14 protein-coding genes and 1 tRNA gene are annotated in these 17,201 nt (G+C 62.4%); 1 reads left to right on the top strand and 14 read right to left on the bottom strand.

Annotated features, from left to right (window positions below):
• From ACXJKJ_RS28575 to rpsL, 4 genes are all read right to left on the bottom strand, one after another.
• Positions 1–315 (bottom strand): GTP-binding protein (locus ACXJKJ_RS28575; protein WP_457394430.1); only part of this gene is annotated, 315 nt, incomplete at its 3' end.
• Positions 316–498: 183 nt separating this feature from the next.
• On the bottom strand, positions 499–2,601 hold the full coding sequence (gene fusA / locus ACXJKJ_RS28570; RefSeq protein WP_457394428.1) for an elongation factor G: 2,103 nt from the start codon (positions 2,599–2,601) through the stop codon (positions 499–501).
• A gap of 69 nt (positions 2,602–2,670) precedes the next feature.
• Complete coding sequence (gene rpsG / locus ACXJKJ_RS28565) at positions 2,671–3,141, bottom strand: 30S ribosomal protein S7 (RefSeq protein ID WP_056194782.1); 471 nt, start codon at positions 3,139–3,141, stop codon at positions 2,671–2,673.
• A gap of 155 nt (positions 3,142–3,296) precedes the next feature.
• Complete coding sequence (gene rpsL, locus ACXJKJ_RS28560) at positions 3,297–3,671, bottom strand: 30S ribosomal protein S12 (RefSeq protein WP_457394424.1); 375 nt, start codon at positions 3,669–3,671, stop codon at positions 3,297–3,299.
• A gap of 160 nt (positions 3,672–3,831) precedes the next feature.
• On the opposite strand from rpsL, the gene ACXJKJ_RS28555 reads away from it, so the two are divergent.
• Positions 3,832–4,311: a putative toxin-antitoxin system toxin component, PIN family gene (locus tag ACXJKJ_RS28555; RefSeq protein ID WP_457394422.1), complete on the top strand. Its 480-nt coding sequence runs from the start codon at positions 3,832–3,834 to the stop codon at positions 4,309–4,311.
• 68 nt (positions 4,312–4,379) lie between these two features.
• Here the strand turns inward: ACXJKJ_RS28555 and rpoC are convergent, their stop codons facing one another.
• The 10 genes from rpoC to ACXJKJ_RS28505 all read right to left on the bottom strand — a co-directional run.
• On the bottom strand, positions 4,380–8,597 hold the full coding sequence (gene rpoC / locus ACXJKJ_RS28550) for a DNA-directed RNA polymerase subunit beta' (protein WP_056194789.1): 4,218 nt from the start codon (positions 8,595–8,597) through the stop codon (positions 4,380–4,382).
• Between the two features lie 11 nt (positions 8,598–8,608).
• Complete coding sequence (gene rpoB / locus ACXJKJ_RS28545; protein WP_056194792.1) at positions 8,609–12,730, bottom strand: DNA-directed RNA polymerase subunit beta; 4,122 nt, start codon at positions 12,728–12,730, stop codon at positions 8,609–8,611.
• A gap of 334 nt (positions 12,731–13,064) precedes the next feature.
• Entirely contained in the window at positions 13,065–13,445 is a 381-nt protein-coding gene (rplL, locus tag ACXJKJ_RS28540; protein WP_056194794.1) for a 50S ribosomal protein L7/L12, read from the bottom strand.
• Between the two features lie 50 nt (positions 13,446–13,495).
• The gene (rplJ, locus tag ACXJKJ_RS28535; RefSeq protein WP_056194797.1) at positions 13,496–14,032 is read right to left on the bottom strand and encodes a 50S ribosomal protein L10; all 537 of its coding nucleotides are present in this window, start codon (positions 14,030–14,032) and stop codon (positions 13,496–13,498) included.
• Positions 14,033–14,322: 290 nt separating this feature from the next.
• A complete protein-coding gene (rplA, locus tag ACXJKJ_RS28530; RefSeq protein WP_457394419.1) occupies positions 14,323–15,033 on the bottom strand; it encodes a 50S ribosomal protein L1 in 711 nt (236 codons plus the stop codon).
• Position 15,034: 1 nt separating this feature from the next.
• Positions 15,035–15,472 carry a 50S ribosomal protein L11 gene (rplK, locus tag ACXJKJ_RS28525; RefSeq protein ID WP_056194802.1) on the bottom strand — a complete coding sequence of 146 codons (438 nt, stop codon included), beginning with the start codon at positions 15,470–15,472 and terminating at the stop codon, positions 15,035–15,037.
• A gap of 271 nt (positions 15,473–15,743) precedes the next feature.
• Positions 15,744–16,319, bottom strand: a complete 576-nt coding sequence (gene nusG, locus ACXJKJ_RS28520; protein ID WP_057297385.1) for a transcription termination/antitermination protein NusG — start codon at positions 16,317–16,319, stop codon at positions 15,744–15,746.
• A gap of 15 nt (positions 16,320–16,334) precedes the next feature.
• Positions 16,335–16,721 carry a preprotein translocase subunit SecE gene (gene secE, locus ACXJKJ_RS28515; protein WP_056194808.1) on the bottom strand — a complete coding sequence of 129 codons (387 nt, stop codon included), beginning with the start codon at positions 16,719–16,721 and terminating at the stop codon, positions 16,335–16,337.
• A 140-nt stretch (positions 16,722–16,861) separates the two neighbouring features.
• Positions 16,862–16,937, bottom strand: a tRNA-Trp gene (locus ACXJKJ_RS28510).
• 15 nt (positions 16,938–16,952) lie between these two features.
• On the bottom strand, positions 16,953–17,201 hold a 249-nt coding region (locus ACXJKJ_RS28505; protein ID WP_457392706.1), incomplete at its 5' end, for an EF-Tu C-terminal domain-related protein.

The raw sequence follows: 17,201 nt of genomic DNA, 5'->3' as shown, positions 1-17,201 counted from the left end.
CACCAGGATGGCGCCGTCCATCTGGGCGGCACCGGTGATCATGTTCTTGACGTAGTCGGCGTGGCCGGGGCAGTCAACGTGCGCGTAGTGGCGGTTGGCCGTCTCGTACTCGACGTGAGCGGTGTTGATCGTGATGCCGCGGGCCTTTTCTTCGGGCGCTGCGTCGATCTGGTCGTAGGCCTTGGCCTCGCCGCCGAACTTCTTGGACAGCACGGTCGCGATCGCTGCCGTCAGCGTCGTCTTGCCATGGTCAACGTGGCCAATCGTGCCCACGTTCACGTGCGGCTTGGTCCGTTCAAACTTGCCTTTTGCCATTTTCTTGACTCCAGAGAAAGAGCATTGCCAGTCGGTTGGTTTTGCGTTTCCTCGTGAACCGGAAATCCCTGGTGACTGGCAACCCAGGGCGATCCACGAGAAGACGGCGGCGCAAGCCTCAGGCTCGCGCCGGCTTCTGAATCAGTGAGGTCGGAGCTGCTACGCAGGTCCAACCCCAGACCATTACTTTCCGCGAGCGGTAATGATGGCGTCGGCCACGTTCTTCGGAGCTTCGCTGTAGTGCTTGAACTCCATCGTGTACGTGGCACGGCCTTGCGACATCGAGCGCAGGGTCGTCGAGTAGCCGAACATTTCCGACAGCGGGACTTCGGCCTTGATGGCCTTGCCGCCACCGACCATGTCGTCCATGCCCTGCACCATGCCGCGGCGGCTGGACAGATCGCCCATCACGTTGCCGGCATAGTCTTCAGGCGTCTCGACTTCCACGGCCATCATCGGCTCCAGGATCACCGGCGAAGCCCTGCGGCAGCCTTCCTTGAAGCCCAGGGACGCAGCCATCTTGAACGCGTTTTCGTTCGAGTCGACATCATGGTACGAACCGAAGGTCAGCGTGACCTTGACGTCCACAACCGGGAAGCCAGCCAGCACGCCGTTCGGCAGGGAGTCGATAACACCCTTTTCGACCGCGGGGATGTATTCGCGCGGCACCACGCCGCCCTTGATGGCGTCGACGAACTCGAAGCCCTTGCCAGCTTCCTGCGGCTCGACGGTCARCACGACGTGGCCGTACTGGCCCTTGCCCCCGGATTGGCGCACGAACTTGCCTTCGACGTCCGAAGCCGTCTTGCGGATGGTTTCGCGGTAGGCCACTTGCGGCTTGCCGACGTTGGCTTCCACGCCGAACTCGCGCTTCATGCGGTCGACGATGATTTCCAGGTGGAGCTCGCCCATGCCGGAGATGATGGTCTGGCCCGACTCTTCATCGGTGCGCAGACGGAAGGACGGGTCTTCCTTGGCCAGGCGGCCCAGGGCGATACCCATCTTTTCCTGGTCGGCCTTGGTCTTGGGCTCGACGGCCTGCGAGATCACGGGCTCAGGGAAGACCATCTTTTCCAGCGTGATGATGCTGTCCGGGTCGCACAGGGTTTCGCCCGTGGTGACGTCCTTCAAGCCCACGCAGGCGGCGATGTCGCCGGCCAGAATTTCCGAGATTTCTTCACGCTGGTTGGCGTGCATCTGCAGGATCCGGCCGATGCGTTCCTTCTTGCCGCGGATCGGGTTGTAGACCGAGTCGCCCGACTTCAGCACGCCCGAGTAGACGCGCACGAAGGTCAGCTGGCCGACGTAGGGGTCGGTCATCAGCTTGAAGGCCAGCGCAGCGAACTTCTCTTCGTCGATACGTTGGCGCACGACCGGCTTGTCGTCATCGTCGGTGCCAGGCACCGGCGGGATGTCAGCCGGCGAGGGCATGAAATCGATGATGCCGTCGAGCATGCGCTGCACGCCCTTGTTCTTGAAGGCGGTGCCGCAGAACATCGGCTGGATTTCAGCGGCGATCGTGCGCTTGCGGATGGCCGAGACGATTTCCTCTTCGTCCAGATCACCCGACTCCAGGTACTTGTTCATCAGCTCTTCGCTGGACTCAGCGGCGGCTTCGATGAGGTTTTCGCGCCACTTGACGGCCTCGGCCTGCAGGTCAGCCGGGATGTCTTCGTAGTTGAACTTCATGCCTTGCGAGGCTTCGTCCCAGATGATCGCCTTCATCTTGATGAGGTCGATCACGCCGGTGAACTTGTCTTCGGCGCCGATGGGGATGACGACGGGCACCGGATTAGCCTTGAGACGCAGCTTCATCTGGTCGTAGACCTTGAAGAAGTTCGCGCCGGTGCGGTCCATCTTGTTGACGAACGCGAKGCGSGGCACCTTGTACTTGTTGGCCTGGCGCCASACGGTTTCCGACTGSGGCTGCACGCCACCGACGGCGCAATAGACCATGCAGGCACCGTCCAGCACGCGCATCGAGCGCTCGACTTCAATCGTGAAGTCGACGTGCCCGGGGGTGTCGATGATGTTGATGCGGTGCTCGGGTCGAGCCAGGTCCATGCCCTTCCAGAAGCAGGTCGTGGCAGCAGAGGTGATCGTGATGCCACGCTCTTGCTCTTGCTCCATCCAGTCCATCGTGGCGGCGCCGTCATGCACCTCACCGATCTTGTGGTTCACGCCGGTGTAGTAAAGGATGCGCTCGGTCGTGGTGGTCTTGCCGGCATCGATGTGCGCAGAGATACCGATGTTGCGGTAGCGCTCGATGGGGGTTTTGCGGGCCATGGTTTGCTCCAGAAGACAGGAGCCGCCAGCGGGTTGGTAGAAACCCGAGGCGGCTGAAAGACAGTGAGTTTAGAAGCGGAAGTGCGAGAAAGCCTTGTTGGCTTCAGCCATGCGGTGAACTTCGTCGCGCTTCTTCATCGCGCCGCCACGGCCTTCAGCGGCCTCCAGCAGTTCATTGGCCAGGCGCTGGGCCATCGACTTCTCACCGCGCTTGCGGGCGGACTCCTTCAACCAACGCATGGCCAGAGCCATCCGGCGGACGGGGCGAACTTCCACGGGAACTTGGTAGTTCGCACCGCCGACACGGCGGGACTTCACTTCGACCATGGGCTTCACGTTGTTCAGGGCGACCATGAACACTTCCAGCGGATCCTTGCCGATCTTCTTCTCGACCTGCTCCAGGGCACCGTAAATGATGCGCTCAGCGACGGCCTTCTTGCCCGATTCCATGATGACGTTCATGAACTTGGACAGATCGACGGAGCCGAACTTGGGGTCCGGCAGGATTTCGCGCTTGGGTACTTCGCGACGACGTGGCATGGGATTCTTCCTTCTGCTTCAGTTGGAGGTGGCGTTTGCCGGACTCCGTTGGACAACCACCGACATCTGGGGTTATCCACTTACTCGGCTGACTGACATTTCAGCAGCCGCAACAACGTTGGTTCAGTCAATGCTGACTGAGCCGAACAAACGATTTACTTCTTCGGACGCTTCGCGYCGTACTTGGAACGCGATTGCTTGCGATCCTTGACGCCTTGCAGGTCGAGCGAACCACGGACGATGTGGTAACGAACGCCGGGCAAGTCTTTCACACGGCCGCCGCGCACGAGCACAACGCTGTGTTCTTGCAGGTTGTGGCCTTCACCGCCGATGTACGAGATGACCTCGAAACCGTTGGTCAGACGCACCTTGGCGACCTTACGCAGAGCCGAGTTCGGCTTCTTSGGSGTGGTGGTATAGACGCGGGTGCAGACACCGCGGCGCTGCGGGCAATTCTGCATCGCAGGCGACTTGGATTTGGTGACCTCGGCCTCTCGACCGTGGCGCACCAGTTGATTGATGGTTGGCATAAACGACTTGTTCCCGTTTGAAGTCTGTGAGCCTTCGCTGATTTTTAGGCACGCAGCAATGCGCCGCCCAAAAGGCAAAGAGCCGAGGATTGTAGACCGGCGGGGAATTCGGCACAAGGGTCTGCCCGGATGCATGCGCCATGCCCTGTAAGCTGACGACATGGCCGCCTCCACCCCGCCCGCCGCCTTACCCAGCTTTCCGTTTTCCGCTGCAGACAAGCCGGCCATCGTCATCGACACCCAGGTCGTGATGGACTGGCTGGTGTTCCGCGACTCACGCATTCAGGCTTTGATCACCGCGGTCACCTCGGGCGCGTTGCGCTGGCTGGTAGCGCCACCCATGCGCGATGAGATCCGACATGTGCTGGGTCGCGGCGTCGCGGCGAGCTATGCGCCAGATCTGGTCTTCATCGAGGCACAGTTCGACGCCCACGCGCAGCCGGTCGAGACCATCGAGCCCCAGCCCCTGGCCTCGCGCTTGGTCTGCCGCGACCCCGACGACCAGAAATTCATTGATCTGGCACTCTCGAGCCGGGCGCGCTGGCTGATCTCACGCGACAAGGCCGTGCTGGCGCTGGCCAAGCGCGCCCGGCCGCGCGGGCTGCTCATCATGACGCCGGAACGCTGGTCGCTCGAATGAATCCACCAAAGAAAAAGCCGCCCGCAGCTTGAACCGCGGGCGGCTTCGGAGGGTAGAACCCTCGGGGCTTATTCAGCCGAGCTGTCGCCAGCGTCCACGCCAGCCATCTGTGCAGCGGCCAATTCCTCGGCCTCCTGCAGCGCGATGGCACGGCGCTCGGCGTCGTCCATGGCTTCCTTGACGCGACGCGCCTCGTGGAAGGCCATGCCGGTGCCCGCGGGGATCAGGCGGCCGACGATGACGTTTTCCTTCAGGCCACGCAGCTCGTCGCGCTTGCCCATGATGGCAGCCTCGGTGAGCACGCGGGTCGTTTCCTGGAAGGAAGCGGCCGAGATGAACGAATCGGTCGACAGCGAGGCCTTGGTGATGCCCAGCAGCACGTCCGCGTGGATGGCAATCATCTTGCCTTCCTTGCGCAGACGATCGTTGGTATCCAGCAGCTCCGAACGCTCGACCTGCTCGTTGAGGATGTAGGTCGAATCGCCCGGGTTTGTGATCATCACGCGACGCAGCATCTGGCGAACGATCACCTCGATGTGCTTGTCGTTGATCTTCACGCCCTGGAGTCGGTAGACGTCCTGCACTTCGTCGACGATGTAGCGCGCCAGTTCCTCGATGCCCAGCAGGCGCAGGATGTCCTGCGGATCCGCGGCACCGTCGACGATCAGCTCGCCGCGGTTGACCACCTGGCCTTCGTGCACCAGGATGTTCTTTTCCTTGGGCACGAGTTCCTCGTGGGCCTTGCCGTCCGGGTCGGTGATCTGCAGGCGGATTTTGCCCTTGGTCTCCTTACCGAACGACACGGTACCGGTCTGCTCAGCGAGCACACCGACATCCTTCGGGCTTCGCGCTTCGAACAACTCCGCCACACGCGGCAGACCGCCGGTAATGTCACGGGTCTTCTGGCCTTCGACCGGGATACGGGCGAGCACTTCACCGGGCAGCAGCTCCTGGCCGTCGCGGATCTGGATCAGCGAGCCGACCTGGAAGCCGATGGCCACCGAGTGATCGGTACCCGGGATCTTGACCTCGTGGCCACCAGCGTCCAACAGCTTGACCTGCGGGCGGATCACCTTGGCCGCACCGCGGCGCTTCGGGTCGATGACGACCAGGGTCGACAGACCGGTCACCTCGTCCACCTGCTTGGCGACGGTCACGCCTTCCTCGACGTTCTCGAACTTTGCCTTGCCGGCGAATTCCGTGATGATCGGGCGGGTCAGCGGGTCCCAGTTCGCGAGCACCACACCGGCCTTGATAGTCTGGCTGGCCTTGATGTTCAGGATCGCGCCGTACGGCACCTTGTGACGCTCACGCTCGCGGCCGTGCGGGTCGGAAATGACGATCTCGCCGGAGCGGGAAATCACCACCAGTTCGCCCTTGCCGTTGGTGACGTAGCGCATCGTGGCGTTGAAGCCGATGATGCCGTCCGACTTGGCTTCGACGCTGGAGGCCACCGCTGCACGCGACGCCGCACCGCCGATGTGGAAGGTCCGCATCGTCAGCTGCGTACCGGGTTCGCCGATGGACTGCGCGGCAATGACGCCGACAGCTTCACCGACGTTCACCAGGCCACCGCGGCCGAGGTCGCGGCCATAGCACTTGGCGCAAAGGCCGAAACGTGTGGCGCAGGTCAGCGGCGTGCGGACCTTGATTTCGTCGACACCAGCGGCTTCCAGCACGTCCAGCGTGTCTTCGTCCAGCATGTGGCTGGCACCCAGCAGCGAAATCTGGGTCTCGGGGTGCACAACATCGATCGCGGTGACGCGGCCGAGGACGCGGTCACGCAGCGATTCGATGACTTCACCACCTTCGACCAAGGCACGCATCGCCATGCCGTTGTCGGTGCCGCAGTCATTCTCGATGACCACCAGATCCTGGGTCACGTCGACCAGGCGACGCGTCAGGTAGCCGGAGTTCGCGGTCTTCAGAGCCGTGTCCGCCAGGCCCTTACGAGCACCGTGGGTGGAGATGAAGTACTGCAACACGTTCAGGCCTTCACGGAAGTTCGCCGTGATGGGGGTCTCGATGATGGAGCCGTCCGGCTTGGCCATCAGGCCGCGCATGCCAGCCAACTGGCGGATCTGGGCCGCGCTACCGCGGGCACCCGAGTCGGCCATCATGTAGATCGAGTTGAAGGACTCCTGGTCGACGGTCTTGCCATGACGGTCCACGGTCTTCTCGACCTTGAGGTGGTCCATCATCTTCTTGCCGATTTCGTCGCCGGCCTTGCCCCAGATGTCCACGACCTTGTTGTAGCGCTCGCCGGCCGTCACGAGACCCGAGACGTACTGCTGCTCGATCTCCTTGACTTCCTTCTCGGCGCGCTCGATCAGCGTGTGCTTCTGAGCGGGCACCAGCATGTCGTCGATGGCGATGGAGATACCGGCGCGCGTGGCGAGCTTGAAGCCGCTTTGCAGCAGCTTGTCGGCCAGCACGACGGTTTCCTTCAGGCCGCACTTGCGGAAGGAGGTGTTGATCAGCTTGCTGATTTCCTTCTTCTTGAGTGCCTTGTTGATGTTCGAGAACGGCAGGCCCTTGGGCAGGATCTCGGACAGCAAAGCACGGCCGACGGTGGTGTCCGTTAGCTTGGTCTCGGCCACGAACTCGCCCGTGTCCTTGTCCTTGGTCCACTCGACCAGACGCACGCTGATCTTGGCGGTGATCTCGACGGCACCGTTTTCCAGCGCACGGATCATCTCGGGAATGTCCGAGAAGATCATGCCCTCGCCCTTGCCGTTGGTGCGTTCGCGAGTCGCGTAGTACAGACCCAGCACCACGTCTTGCGACGGCACGATCGATGGTTCGCCGGAAGCCGGGAACAGCACGTTGTTGGAGGCCAGCATCAGCGTGCGGGCTTCCATCTGCGCTTCGATCGACAGCGGCACGTGGACGGCCATCTGGTCACCGTCGAAGTCGGCGTTGAAGGCCGAGCAGACGAGCGGGTGCAGCTGGATGGCCTTGCCTTCAATCAGCACGGGCTCGAAAGCCTGGATGCCGAGGCGGTGCAGCGTCGGGGCGCGGTTCAGCAGGACCGGGTGCTCCTTGATGACTTCTTCAAGGATGTCCCAGACCACCGGCGTGCCGGATTCGACTTCCTTCTTCGCGGCCTTGATCGTCGTCGCGATGCCCATGGCTTCGAGACGGCTGAAGATGAAGGGCTTGAAGAGTTCGAGCGCCATCAGCTTGGGCAGGCCGCACTGGTGCAGCTTGAGCGTCGGGCCGACCACGATGACCGAACGGCCCGAGTAGTCGACGCGCTTGCCCAGCAAGTTCTGGCGGAAGCGACCGCTCTTGCCCTTGATCATGTCGGCCAGCGACTTGAGGGCACGCTTGTTCGCGCCGGTCATCGCCTTGCCGCGGCGGCCGTTGTCCAGCAGCGAGTCGACGGCTTCCTGCAGCATGCGCTTTTCGTTGCGCACGATGATCTCAGGGGCCTTCAGCTCGAGCAGGCGGGCCAGGCGGTTGTTGCGGTTGATGACGCGRCGGTAAAGGTCGTTSAGGTCSGARGTCGCGAAGCGGCCGCCGTCCAGCGGCACCARCGGACGCAGGTCCGGCGGCAGCACGGGCAGCACGTCCAGCACCATCCAGTTCGGCTTGATGCCGGACTTCTTGAAGGCCTCCATGACCTTCAGGCGCTTGGAGTTCTTCTTGACCTTGAGCTCGGAGCCGGTCATGTCGTTGCGCAGGCGATCGATCTCGATGTCGAGATCCATTTCCTGCAGCAGGTTCTTGATGCCCTCGGCGCCCATCAGCGCGATGAACTCGTCGCCGAATTCGATGCGCTTGGCGTCGTAGTCGTCCTCGCTCATGATCGAGAACTTCTTCAGCGGGGTCATACCCGGGTCGACGACCACATACGCTTCGAAGTACAGCACGCGTTCGATGTCGCGCAGCGTCATGTCGAGCACCAGGCCCAGACGCGACGGCAGGCTCTTCAGGAACCAGATGTGCGCGCAGGGCGCGGCCAGGTCGATGTGGCCCATGCGGTCACGACGGACCTTGGTCTGGGTGACTTCAACGCCGCACTTCTCGCAGATGACGCCGCGGTGCTTCAGGCGCTTGTACTTGCCGCACAGGCACTCGTAGTCCTTGATCGGGCCAAAGATCTTGGCGCAGAACAGGCCGTCGCGTTCCGGCTTGAAGGTGCGGTAGTTGATGGTCTCGGGCTTCTTCACCTCGCCGAACGACCAGCTGCGGATCTTCTCCGGAGAAGCCAGGCCGATCTGGATGGCATCGAAATGCTCATCGGGGGTGAATTGCTTGAATAGGTCGAGTAGTCCCTTCATGCATCTGCTCCTTAGTTCTTGACCAGTTCAATGTCGATGCCAAGGGAACGGATTTCCTTGACCAGAACATTGAAGGATTCCGGCATGCCGGCTTCGATGGCGTGTTCGCCCTTGACGATGGACTCGTACACCTTGGTGCGCCCGTTCACGTCATCGGACTTGACCGTCAGCATTTCCTGCAGGATGTAGGAGGCGCCATAGGCTTCCAGCGCCCAGACTTCCATTTCGCCGAAACGCTGGCCGCCGAACTGCGCCTTGCCGCCCAGCGGTTGCTGCGTGACGAGCGAGTACGGGCCAGTCGAACGGGCGTGCATCTTGTCGTCCACCAAGTGGTGCAGCTTCAGCACGTGCATGTAGCCGACGGTGACCGGGCGCTCGAACTGCTCGCCGGTGCGGCCGTCGCACAGCCAGGCCTGGGTGCGCGTAGCGGTCAGGCCCTTCTTGGCGGCAATGTCGTCCGGGTACGCCAGCTTGAGCATGCCGCGGATTTCTTCTTCCTTGGCACCATCGAAGACCGGCGTCGCGAAGGGCACGCCCTTGGCGAGGTTCGCGGCCATCTCCAGCACTTCGTCGTCCGTCAGGTCTTCGATGCGTTCCGTCTTGCCACCGCTCTGGTTGTAGAGCTGGTCGAACAGCTTGCGCAGCTCGGCAACCTTGGTGTGCTGCTGCAGCATGTCGCCGATGCGCTGGCCGATGCCCTTGCCGGCCCAGCCCAGATGCACTTCGAGAACCTGACCCACGTTCATCCGCGAGGGCACGCCCAGCGGATTCAGCACGATGTCGGCAGGCGTGCCGTCGGCCATGTAGGGCATGTCTTCGATCGGGGTGACCTTGGACACCACACCCTTGTTGCCGTGACGGCCGGCCATCTTGTCGCCAGGCTGCAGGCGGCGCTTGACGGCCAGGTAGACCTTGACCATCTTCAGCACGCCAGCGGGCAGCTCGTCGCCCTGCGTCAGCTTCTTGCGCTTTTCTTCAAAAGCCAGGTCGAAGCTGTGGCGAGTCTGGTCGAGCGAGTTCTTAATCGACTCGAGCTGGTTGGCGATGTCTTCCTCGGCGGGACGGATGTCGAACCAATGGAACTTCTCGACCGAGGCCAGGTATTCCTTGTCGATGGCCGTGCCCTTGGCGATCTTCTGCGGGCCGCCGTTGGCGAGCTTGCCGACGAGCAGCTTCTCGATACGGTCGAAGGCGTCGCTCTCGACGATGCGCAGCTGGTCGTTCAGGTCCAAGCGGTAGCGCTTGAGCTCGTCGTCGATGATCTGCTGGGCGCGCTTGTCGCGCTGGATGCCTTCACGGGTGAAGACCTGCACGTCGATGACGGTGCCGTTGGTGCCTTGGTCGACACGCAGCGACGTGTCCTTCACGTCCGAAGCCTTCTCGCCGAAGATGGCGCGAAGCAGCTTCTCTTCCGGCGTCAGCGTCGTCTCGCCCTTGGGCGTGACCTTGCCGACCAGCACGTCGCCAGGGTTCACCTCGGCACCGACGTAGACGATGCCCGACTCGTCCAGACGGCCGAGTTGTTGCTCCGACAGATTCGGGATGTCGCGGGTGATTTCCTCGGCGCCCAGCTTGGTGTCACGCGCGTTGACGACCAGTTCCTCGATATGGATCGAGGTGTAGCGGTCTTCGGCAATGACGCGTTCGGAGATCAGGATCGAGTCTTCGAAGTTGTAGCCGTTCCAGGGCATGAACGCGACCAGCATGTTCTGGCCCAGGGCCAGCTCACCGATGTCGGTGGACGCGCCGTCGGCAATGATGTCCTCGGCTGCCACCTTGTCGCCACGGCGCACGATCGGGCGCTGGTGGATGTTGGTGTTCTGGTTGGAACGCTGGTACTTGATCAGGTTGTAGATGTCGACACCGACCTCACCGGCCACGGTCTCGTCATCGTTCACGCGGATCACGATGCGGTTGGTGTCGACATAGTCGACGACGCCACCGCGGCGAGCCGCGACCACCGTACCCGAGTCCTTCGCAGCCACGCGCTCGACGCCCGTACCCACGAAAGCCTTCTCAGGGCGCAGCACCGGCACGGCCTGGCGCTGCATGTTGGCGCCCATCAGTGCGCGGTTCGCGTCATCGTGCTCGAGGAAGGGCACGAGCGAGGCTGCCACCGATACGATCTGCGTCGGCGCCACGTCCATGTACTGGATGCGCTCAGGCGACGTCAGCACCGACTCGCCGTTCTCACGGGCCGAGACCAGCTCGTCCGTCAGCTCGCCAGTGGTGTTCAGCGTCGCATTCGCCTGGGCGATGACGTACTTGCCTTCCTCGATGGCAGACAGGTAGTCGATCTGGTCGGTGACGTGGCCGTCAACAACGCGGCGATACGGCGTTTCCAGGAAGCCGTACTCGTTGAGCTGAGCGAACAGCGCCAGCGAGTTGATCAGGCCGATGTTCGGGCCTTCCGGCGTTTCGATCGGGCAGACGCGACCGTAGTGGGTCGGGTGCACGTCGCGGACTTCGAAGCCAGCGCGCTCGCGGGTCAAACCACCCGGGCCAAGAGCGGAAACACGACGCTTGTGCGTGATTTCCGACAGCGGGTTGGTCTGGTCCATGAACTGCGACAGCTGCGACGCCCCGAAGAACTCCTTCAGCGCCGCGGAAATCGGCTTGGAGTTGATCAGGTCGTGCGGCATCAGGGCTTCGGTCTCGGCCTGGCCCAGACGCTCCTTGACGGCCTTCTCGATGCGGGCGAGGCCCGAGCGGTACTGGTTTTCGGCCAGTTCGCCCACGCAACGCACGCGACGATTGCCCAAGTGGTCGATGTCGTCCACTTCGCCGCGGCCATTGCGCAGCTCGACGAGGATCTTGACGACGTCAAGGATGTCCTCGTTGGACAGGTTCATGTTGCCTTCGGGCGTGTCACGGCCGACACGCGCGTTGAACTTCATGCGGCCGACACGGCTCAGGTCGTAGGTGTCGGTGCTGTAGAACAGGCGATTGAACAGCGCTTCGACGGCGTCTTCCGTCGGCGGTTCGCCGGGGCGCATCATGCGGTAAATGGCGACGCGGGCGGCCAGCTGCGTTTCGGTCTCGTCAGACGCCAGCGTCTGCGAGATGTAGGCGCCTTCGTCCAGCTCGTTCGTGAACAGGCACTGGATTTCCTTGACGCCGGCCTGGCGCAGCTTCTTCAGCAGCGCGTCGGTCAGTTCGTCATTGGCCTTGGCGATGATCTCGCCGGTATCGGCGTCGATCATGTTCTTGGCCAGCACGCGGCCGACCAGGAAGTCCTCGGGCACCGAGATGTGCTGCGTGCCGGATTGCTCCAACTGGCGCGCATGGCGGGCCGTGATGCGCTTGTCCTTCTCGACGATGACGGCACCCGACTTGTCGACGATGTCGAAACGGGCGACTTCACCCTTCAGGCGGTCGGCAACGAATTCGAGCTGCGCGCCAACATCCATCAGGCGGAAGTTGTCGAACACGAAGAAGTGGGCCAGGATCTGTTCCGGCTTCAGGCCGATGGCCTTGAGCAGGATGGTGACCGGCATCTTGCGGCGGCGGTCGACGCGGAAGTACAGGATGTCCTTCGGGTCGAACTCGAAGTCCAGCCAGGAGCCGCGGTAAGGAATGATGCGAGCGCTGAACAGCAGCTTGCCCGAACTGTGGGTCTTGCCCTTGTCGTGCTCGAAGAACACGCCCGGCGAACGGTGCAGCTGCGACACGATGACGCGCTCGGTACCGTTGACGATGAAGGAGCCGTAGTCGGTCATCAGGGGCACTTCGCCCATGTAGACCTCTTGCTCCTTGATTTCCTTGACCGTCTTGGCCTGCGGGCTCTCACGGTCATAGATGATCATCTGCAGGCGCGCGCGCACGGCGGCTGCATAGGTCAACCCACGCTGTTGGCACTCACGGGTGTCGAACGGCGGCTTGGCGATGTTGAACTCGAGGAACTTCATCTCGACGAAACCGTTGTGCGAAACAATCGGGAACGCCGAAAGGAAAGCCGCCTGCAGCCCTTCGGGCTTGCGTTTGGCGGCGGGCACGTCCTTTTGCAGGAAGGCCACGTAGCTGTCCTTCTGCATCGTGAGCAGATAGGGAACGTTGAGAACGCTCTCGCGCTTGCCGAAGCTCTTGCGGATCCGCTTGCGCTCGGTATAGCTGTAGGGGGTTGCTTGCGCCATAAACACTCCGTGTCGAGCCCACCCCTGGCCGTGGGGCGAGCCGCGTCGGCGACTGGCTGGCTCACTCACCCAGAACGGGCGGCTGCCTAGCTTGGTGGTTGGCCACTACCAACCGCTGGCGGACAACTTCGGCATTGCACCGAAGTCCGACCAAACTGGTTCTCTGCAGTCGGATCAGAGAACACGTGAAAGAACCGCGCATCATACCCGCGCGAGGTCTTTCACCTGTTCTCAAGCAGGATTAACCCGCAAAGACAAAAAAGGGGAAGCCCAAAGGCAACCCCTTTTCTAGTCAGTGGGGCCGGACCTGCTGCACAGGCCCCACCCCAAAGTCTTACTTCAGCTCAGCCTTGGCGCCGGCTTCCACCAGCTTCTTGACTGCAGCTTCGCCGTCGGCCTTGGAAACGGCTTCCTTGACGTTCTTCGGAGCGCCGTCGACCAGGTCCTTGGCTTCCTTCAGACCCAGGCCCGTGATTTCACGGACGGCCTTGATGACGGAGACCTTCTGCGCGCCGGCTTCGGTCAGCACGACGTTGAACTCGGTCTTCTCTTCAACGGCAGCAGCGGCGCCGCCGCCGGCGCCACCGGCGGCCGGAGCAGCCATCGAAGCGGCGGACACGCCGAACTTCTCTTCAATTGCCTTGACCAGATCGTTCAGCTCCAGAACGGTCATGCTGTCCAGCGAGGCCAGGAAAGCGTCTTTATCGAATGCCATGATGAATTTCCTTAAAACAGATTGATTGCGTGTAACGCGTAGTTCGTCGATCAGGCGGCAGCCGGGGCTTCTTCAGCAGCAGCTTCCGTAGAAGCGGCGCCTTCGCCACGCTTTGCAGCCAGGGCAGCCAGCACGGCCGCGGTGCGTTGCACCGGCGACAGCAGCAGGCCTGCGATTTGCGACAGCAGCACTTCCTTGCTCGGGACGGATGCCAGCGCCTTCACGCCGTTCACGTCCAGAGCCTTGCCACCGTACGCACCGCCCTTGATGACGAGCTTGTCGTTGGTCTTGGCAAAGTCAGCGATGACTTTGGCAGCCGCGACAGCGTCTTCCGAAAAGCCGTAGATCAGCGGGCCGACCATGCTCTCCGAAGCAGCCTCGAACGGGGTGCCGGCGACAGCGCGACGCGCCAGGGTGTTCTTCAGCACGTGAAGATACACACCTTGGGCGCGCGCGGTGACGCGCAGCTTGTTCAAGGCTTCAACGGTGAGGCCACGGTACTCGGCCAGCGCCAGCGTCTGCGACTTGGCAGCTTGCGCTGCGACGTCGGAGACAACGACTGCCTTCTCGTTGCGATTGAGACTCAAGGTCTACTCCTCACATTTGCTCTCTCGGCCTTGCGGCTTTGGGAGCGCCAGGGATTCAGCGACCATCTGTCAGGAAACCCACCCCGATGGCTCGGAGCAGCAAACCCTTCAGCGGGACCGCCATCTGCGTTGGTTCTCAACTTGCGCCGAGATTTAAGGGGTCTCCACCAACGGTCTTGGATGACGCGCCGCCCCGGCGAACCGGAGCAGCGCCCCACCAATCTTGTCGCCTAGGGCCAGACTCGCCCCAAGCAGATTCAGCACTCCAGACCGCGAGGGCCTGGTGTTGATCAGGCCGCGTTGGCCTGAGCGTTGATCGACGCGATTTCGACTCGGGCGCCGACGCCCATCGTCGAAGACACGGCCACCTTGCGCAGGTAGATGCCCTTGCTCGACGCCGGCTTGCTCTTGTTCAGAGCTTCGATCRGCGCGCGGAGGTTGCCTTCCAGCTTGTCGGTGTCGAACGAGCGACGGCCGAGGGTGCCGTGGATGATGCCGGCCTTGTCGACGCGGAACTGGACCTGGCCAGCCTTGGCGTTCTTGACGGCAGTGGCGACGTCCGGGGTCACGGTGCCRACCTTSGGGTTAGGCATCAGGCCGCGCGGGCCCAGGATCTGACCCAGAGTACCGACGACACGCATCGTGTCGGGCGAGGCGATGACCACGTCGAAGGGCATGTCGCCCGCCTTGACGCGCTCGGCCAGGTCTTCCATGCCGACGACGTCGGCGCCGGCGGCGCGGGCTTCATCAGCCTTGGCACCTTGGGCGAACACGGCGACGCGCTTGGTCTTGCCGGTGCCGTTGGGCAGCACGACGGCGCCACGAACGACCTGGTCCGACTTCTTGGCATCGATGCCGAGCTGAACGGCGACGTCGATAGATTCATCGAACTTGGCCGAGGCCAGGCTCTTGACCAGGTCCAGGGCTTCGGTCAGCGCGTACAGCTTGGTCGACTCGACCTTGCCAGCCAGCGCCTTTTGCTTCTTGGTGAGCTTGGCCATGTCAGACCCCTTCCACAATGATGCCCATCGAGCGGGCGGAGCCGGCGATGGTCTTGACTGCGGCGTCCATGCTGGCGGCCGTCAGGTCCTTGGTCTTGATCGTTGCGATCTCTTCCAACTGGGCGCGGGTCAGCTTGCCGACCTTATCCAGGTGGGGGCGCTGCGAGCCCTTCTCGATCTTCGCGGCCTTCTTGATCAACACGGTCGCCGGGGGCGACTTGATGACGAAGGTGAAGCTCTTGTCTGCGAACGCGGTGATGACCACCGGCAGCTTCATGCCGGGCTCGAAGCCACCAGCCGAAGTCTGGGCGTTGAACGCCTTGCAGAATTCCATGATGTTCAGGCCACGCTGACCAAGCGCGGGACCCACCGGGGGCGAAGGGTTGGCCTTGCCGGCCGGAATTTGCAGCTTGATGAAGCCGACAATCTTCTTTGCCATGTTTTCTCCAATCCAGTGCCCGGGCGGCAAGCCTGAACACCTGAGTGCTAGCGCATCGGACTCGGACCGAAGTCCTTACCTTTGCTCCTCTTGTCCGCCTCTCGTTGCAGACTGATCACGGGTCGACGTTAGGGGACGCCGGCCGAACCCAGGATTCTACTCTGCTGCTCAAATTTCAGGCTATGCAGCCCTTCACTTGGACGTCAGAGGTGCGCGTCGGACCTTTTGCCTTAGCCCTGCGGGCAGCGGCGAAAAGTTTGACGACGCATCGTCAAACTTTTTCGACCTGCGAGAAGTCCAGTTCCACCGGCGTCGCGCGGCCGAAGATCGTGACCGACACACGCACCTTGGACTTGTCGTAGTTGACCTCTTCGACCGAGCCGTTGAAGTCGGTGAAGGGGCCTTCCTTGACGCGCACGACCTCGCCGACCGTCCACTCGACCTTGGGCCGTGGCTTCTCGACGCCTTCCTGCATCTGGTTGACGATCTTCATGACCTCGGCCTCCGAGATCGGGGCCGGGCGGTTCTTTGCGCCGCCCACAAAGCCCGTCACCTTGGACGTGTGCTTGACCAGATGCCAGGACTCGTCGTCCATCGCCATTTCCACCAGCACATAGCCCGGGAAGAAGCGGCGCTCGGTGACGGCTTTCTTGCCGTTCTTCAGCTCGACGACTTCTTCGGTTGGCACCAGGATGCGGCCGAACTTGTCCTGCATGCCGGCGCGGTCAATGCGCTCGCGCAGGTTGCGTTCGACAGCCTTTTCCATGCCCGAGTAGGCATGGACGACATACCAGCGCTTGGGCAGGCCCGTCGGGGCTTCGGTCGTGACGACTTGTTCTTCAGACATCAAGATTCCTTGCGATCAGCGCTTCCAGCCCAGGATCAGGTCGTACAGCACCCATTCCAACGTCTTGTCCGTCATCCACAGGAAGAGCGCCATGACGACGACGAAGGCAAACACATAGCCCGTCATCTGGGTCGCTTCCTTGCGGGTCGGCCAGACCACCTTCTTGACTTCACGCGTCGAGTCGCGGCCGTAGGCGATCAGCGCTTTGCCGTGTTCAGACGTAAAGAAAGCCGCCACGCCGGCGGCCAACAACACGAGCAGCGAGGCCCACTGCGCCAGCGGGCCTTGCTTGGACAGGCCGTAGTAGGCCGCCAGCGCGCCAATCAGCAGCAGTACCGCAACGGCCAGCTTGGCCTTGTCGGCGCCGCTGGTCACGGTCTCGACTTGGGGAGGATTCGCCATCACTTCACTTTCACGCGCCGCTTTGAAGCGGCTGTCAGACGCTGCCAAGGTTTGTCGCCATCAGCAGCAAGGCCCGCCGAGATCTCTCTCGCGGGCCGATGCTTGTTGCCAGGAAACCAACCGTCGTGATCAGCGACTGTTGGCAGGGGCAGAGGGTCTCGAACCCCCAACCTTCGGTTTTGGAGACCGACGCTCTGCCAATTGAGCTATGCCCCTGTGGCCTTGAAAAACTTACGCGAGGATCGTGGCGACGACGCCCGAGCCGACAGTGCGACCACCTTCACGGATGGCGAAGCGCAGGCCGGTTTCCATCGCGATCGGCGCGATCAGCTTCACGGTGATGCCGACGTTGTCGCCGGGCATGACCATTTCCTTGTCCTTGGGCAGCTCCACCGCACCGGTCACGTCCGTGGTACGGAAGTAGAACTGGGGACGGTAGTTGTTGAAGAACGGGGTGTGGCGGCCGCCCTCTTCCTTGGA

This window comes from Roseateles sp. P5_E1, assembly GCF_054049335.1.
Note: the sequence above shows the minus strand (reverse complement) of the source record. Positions and strands in the feature narration are given on the sequence as shown.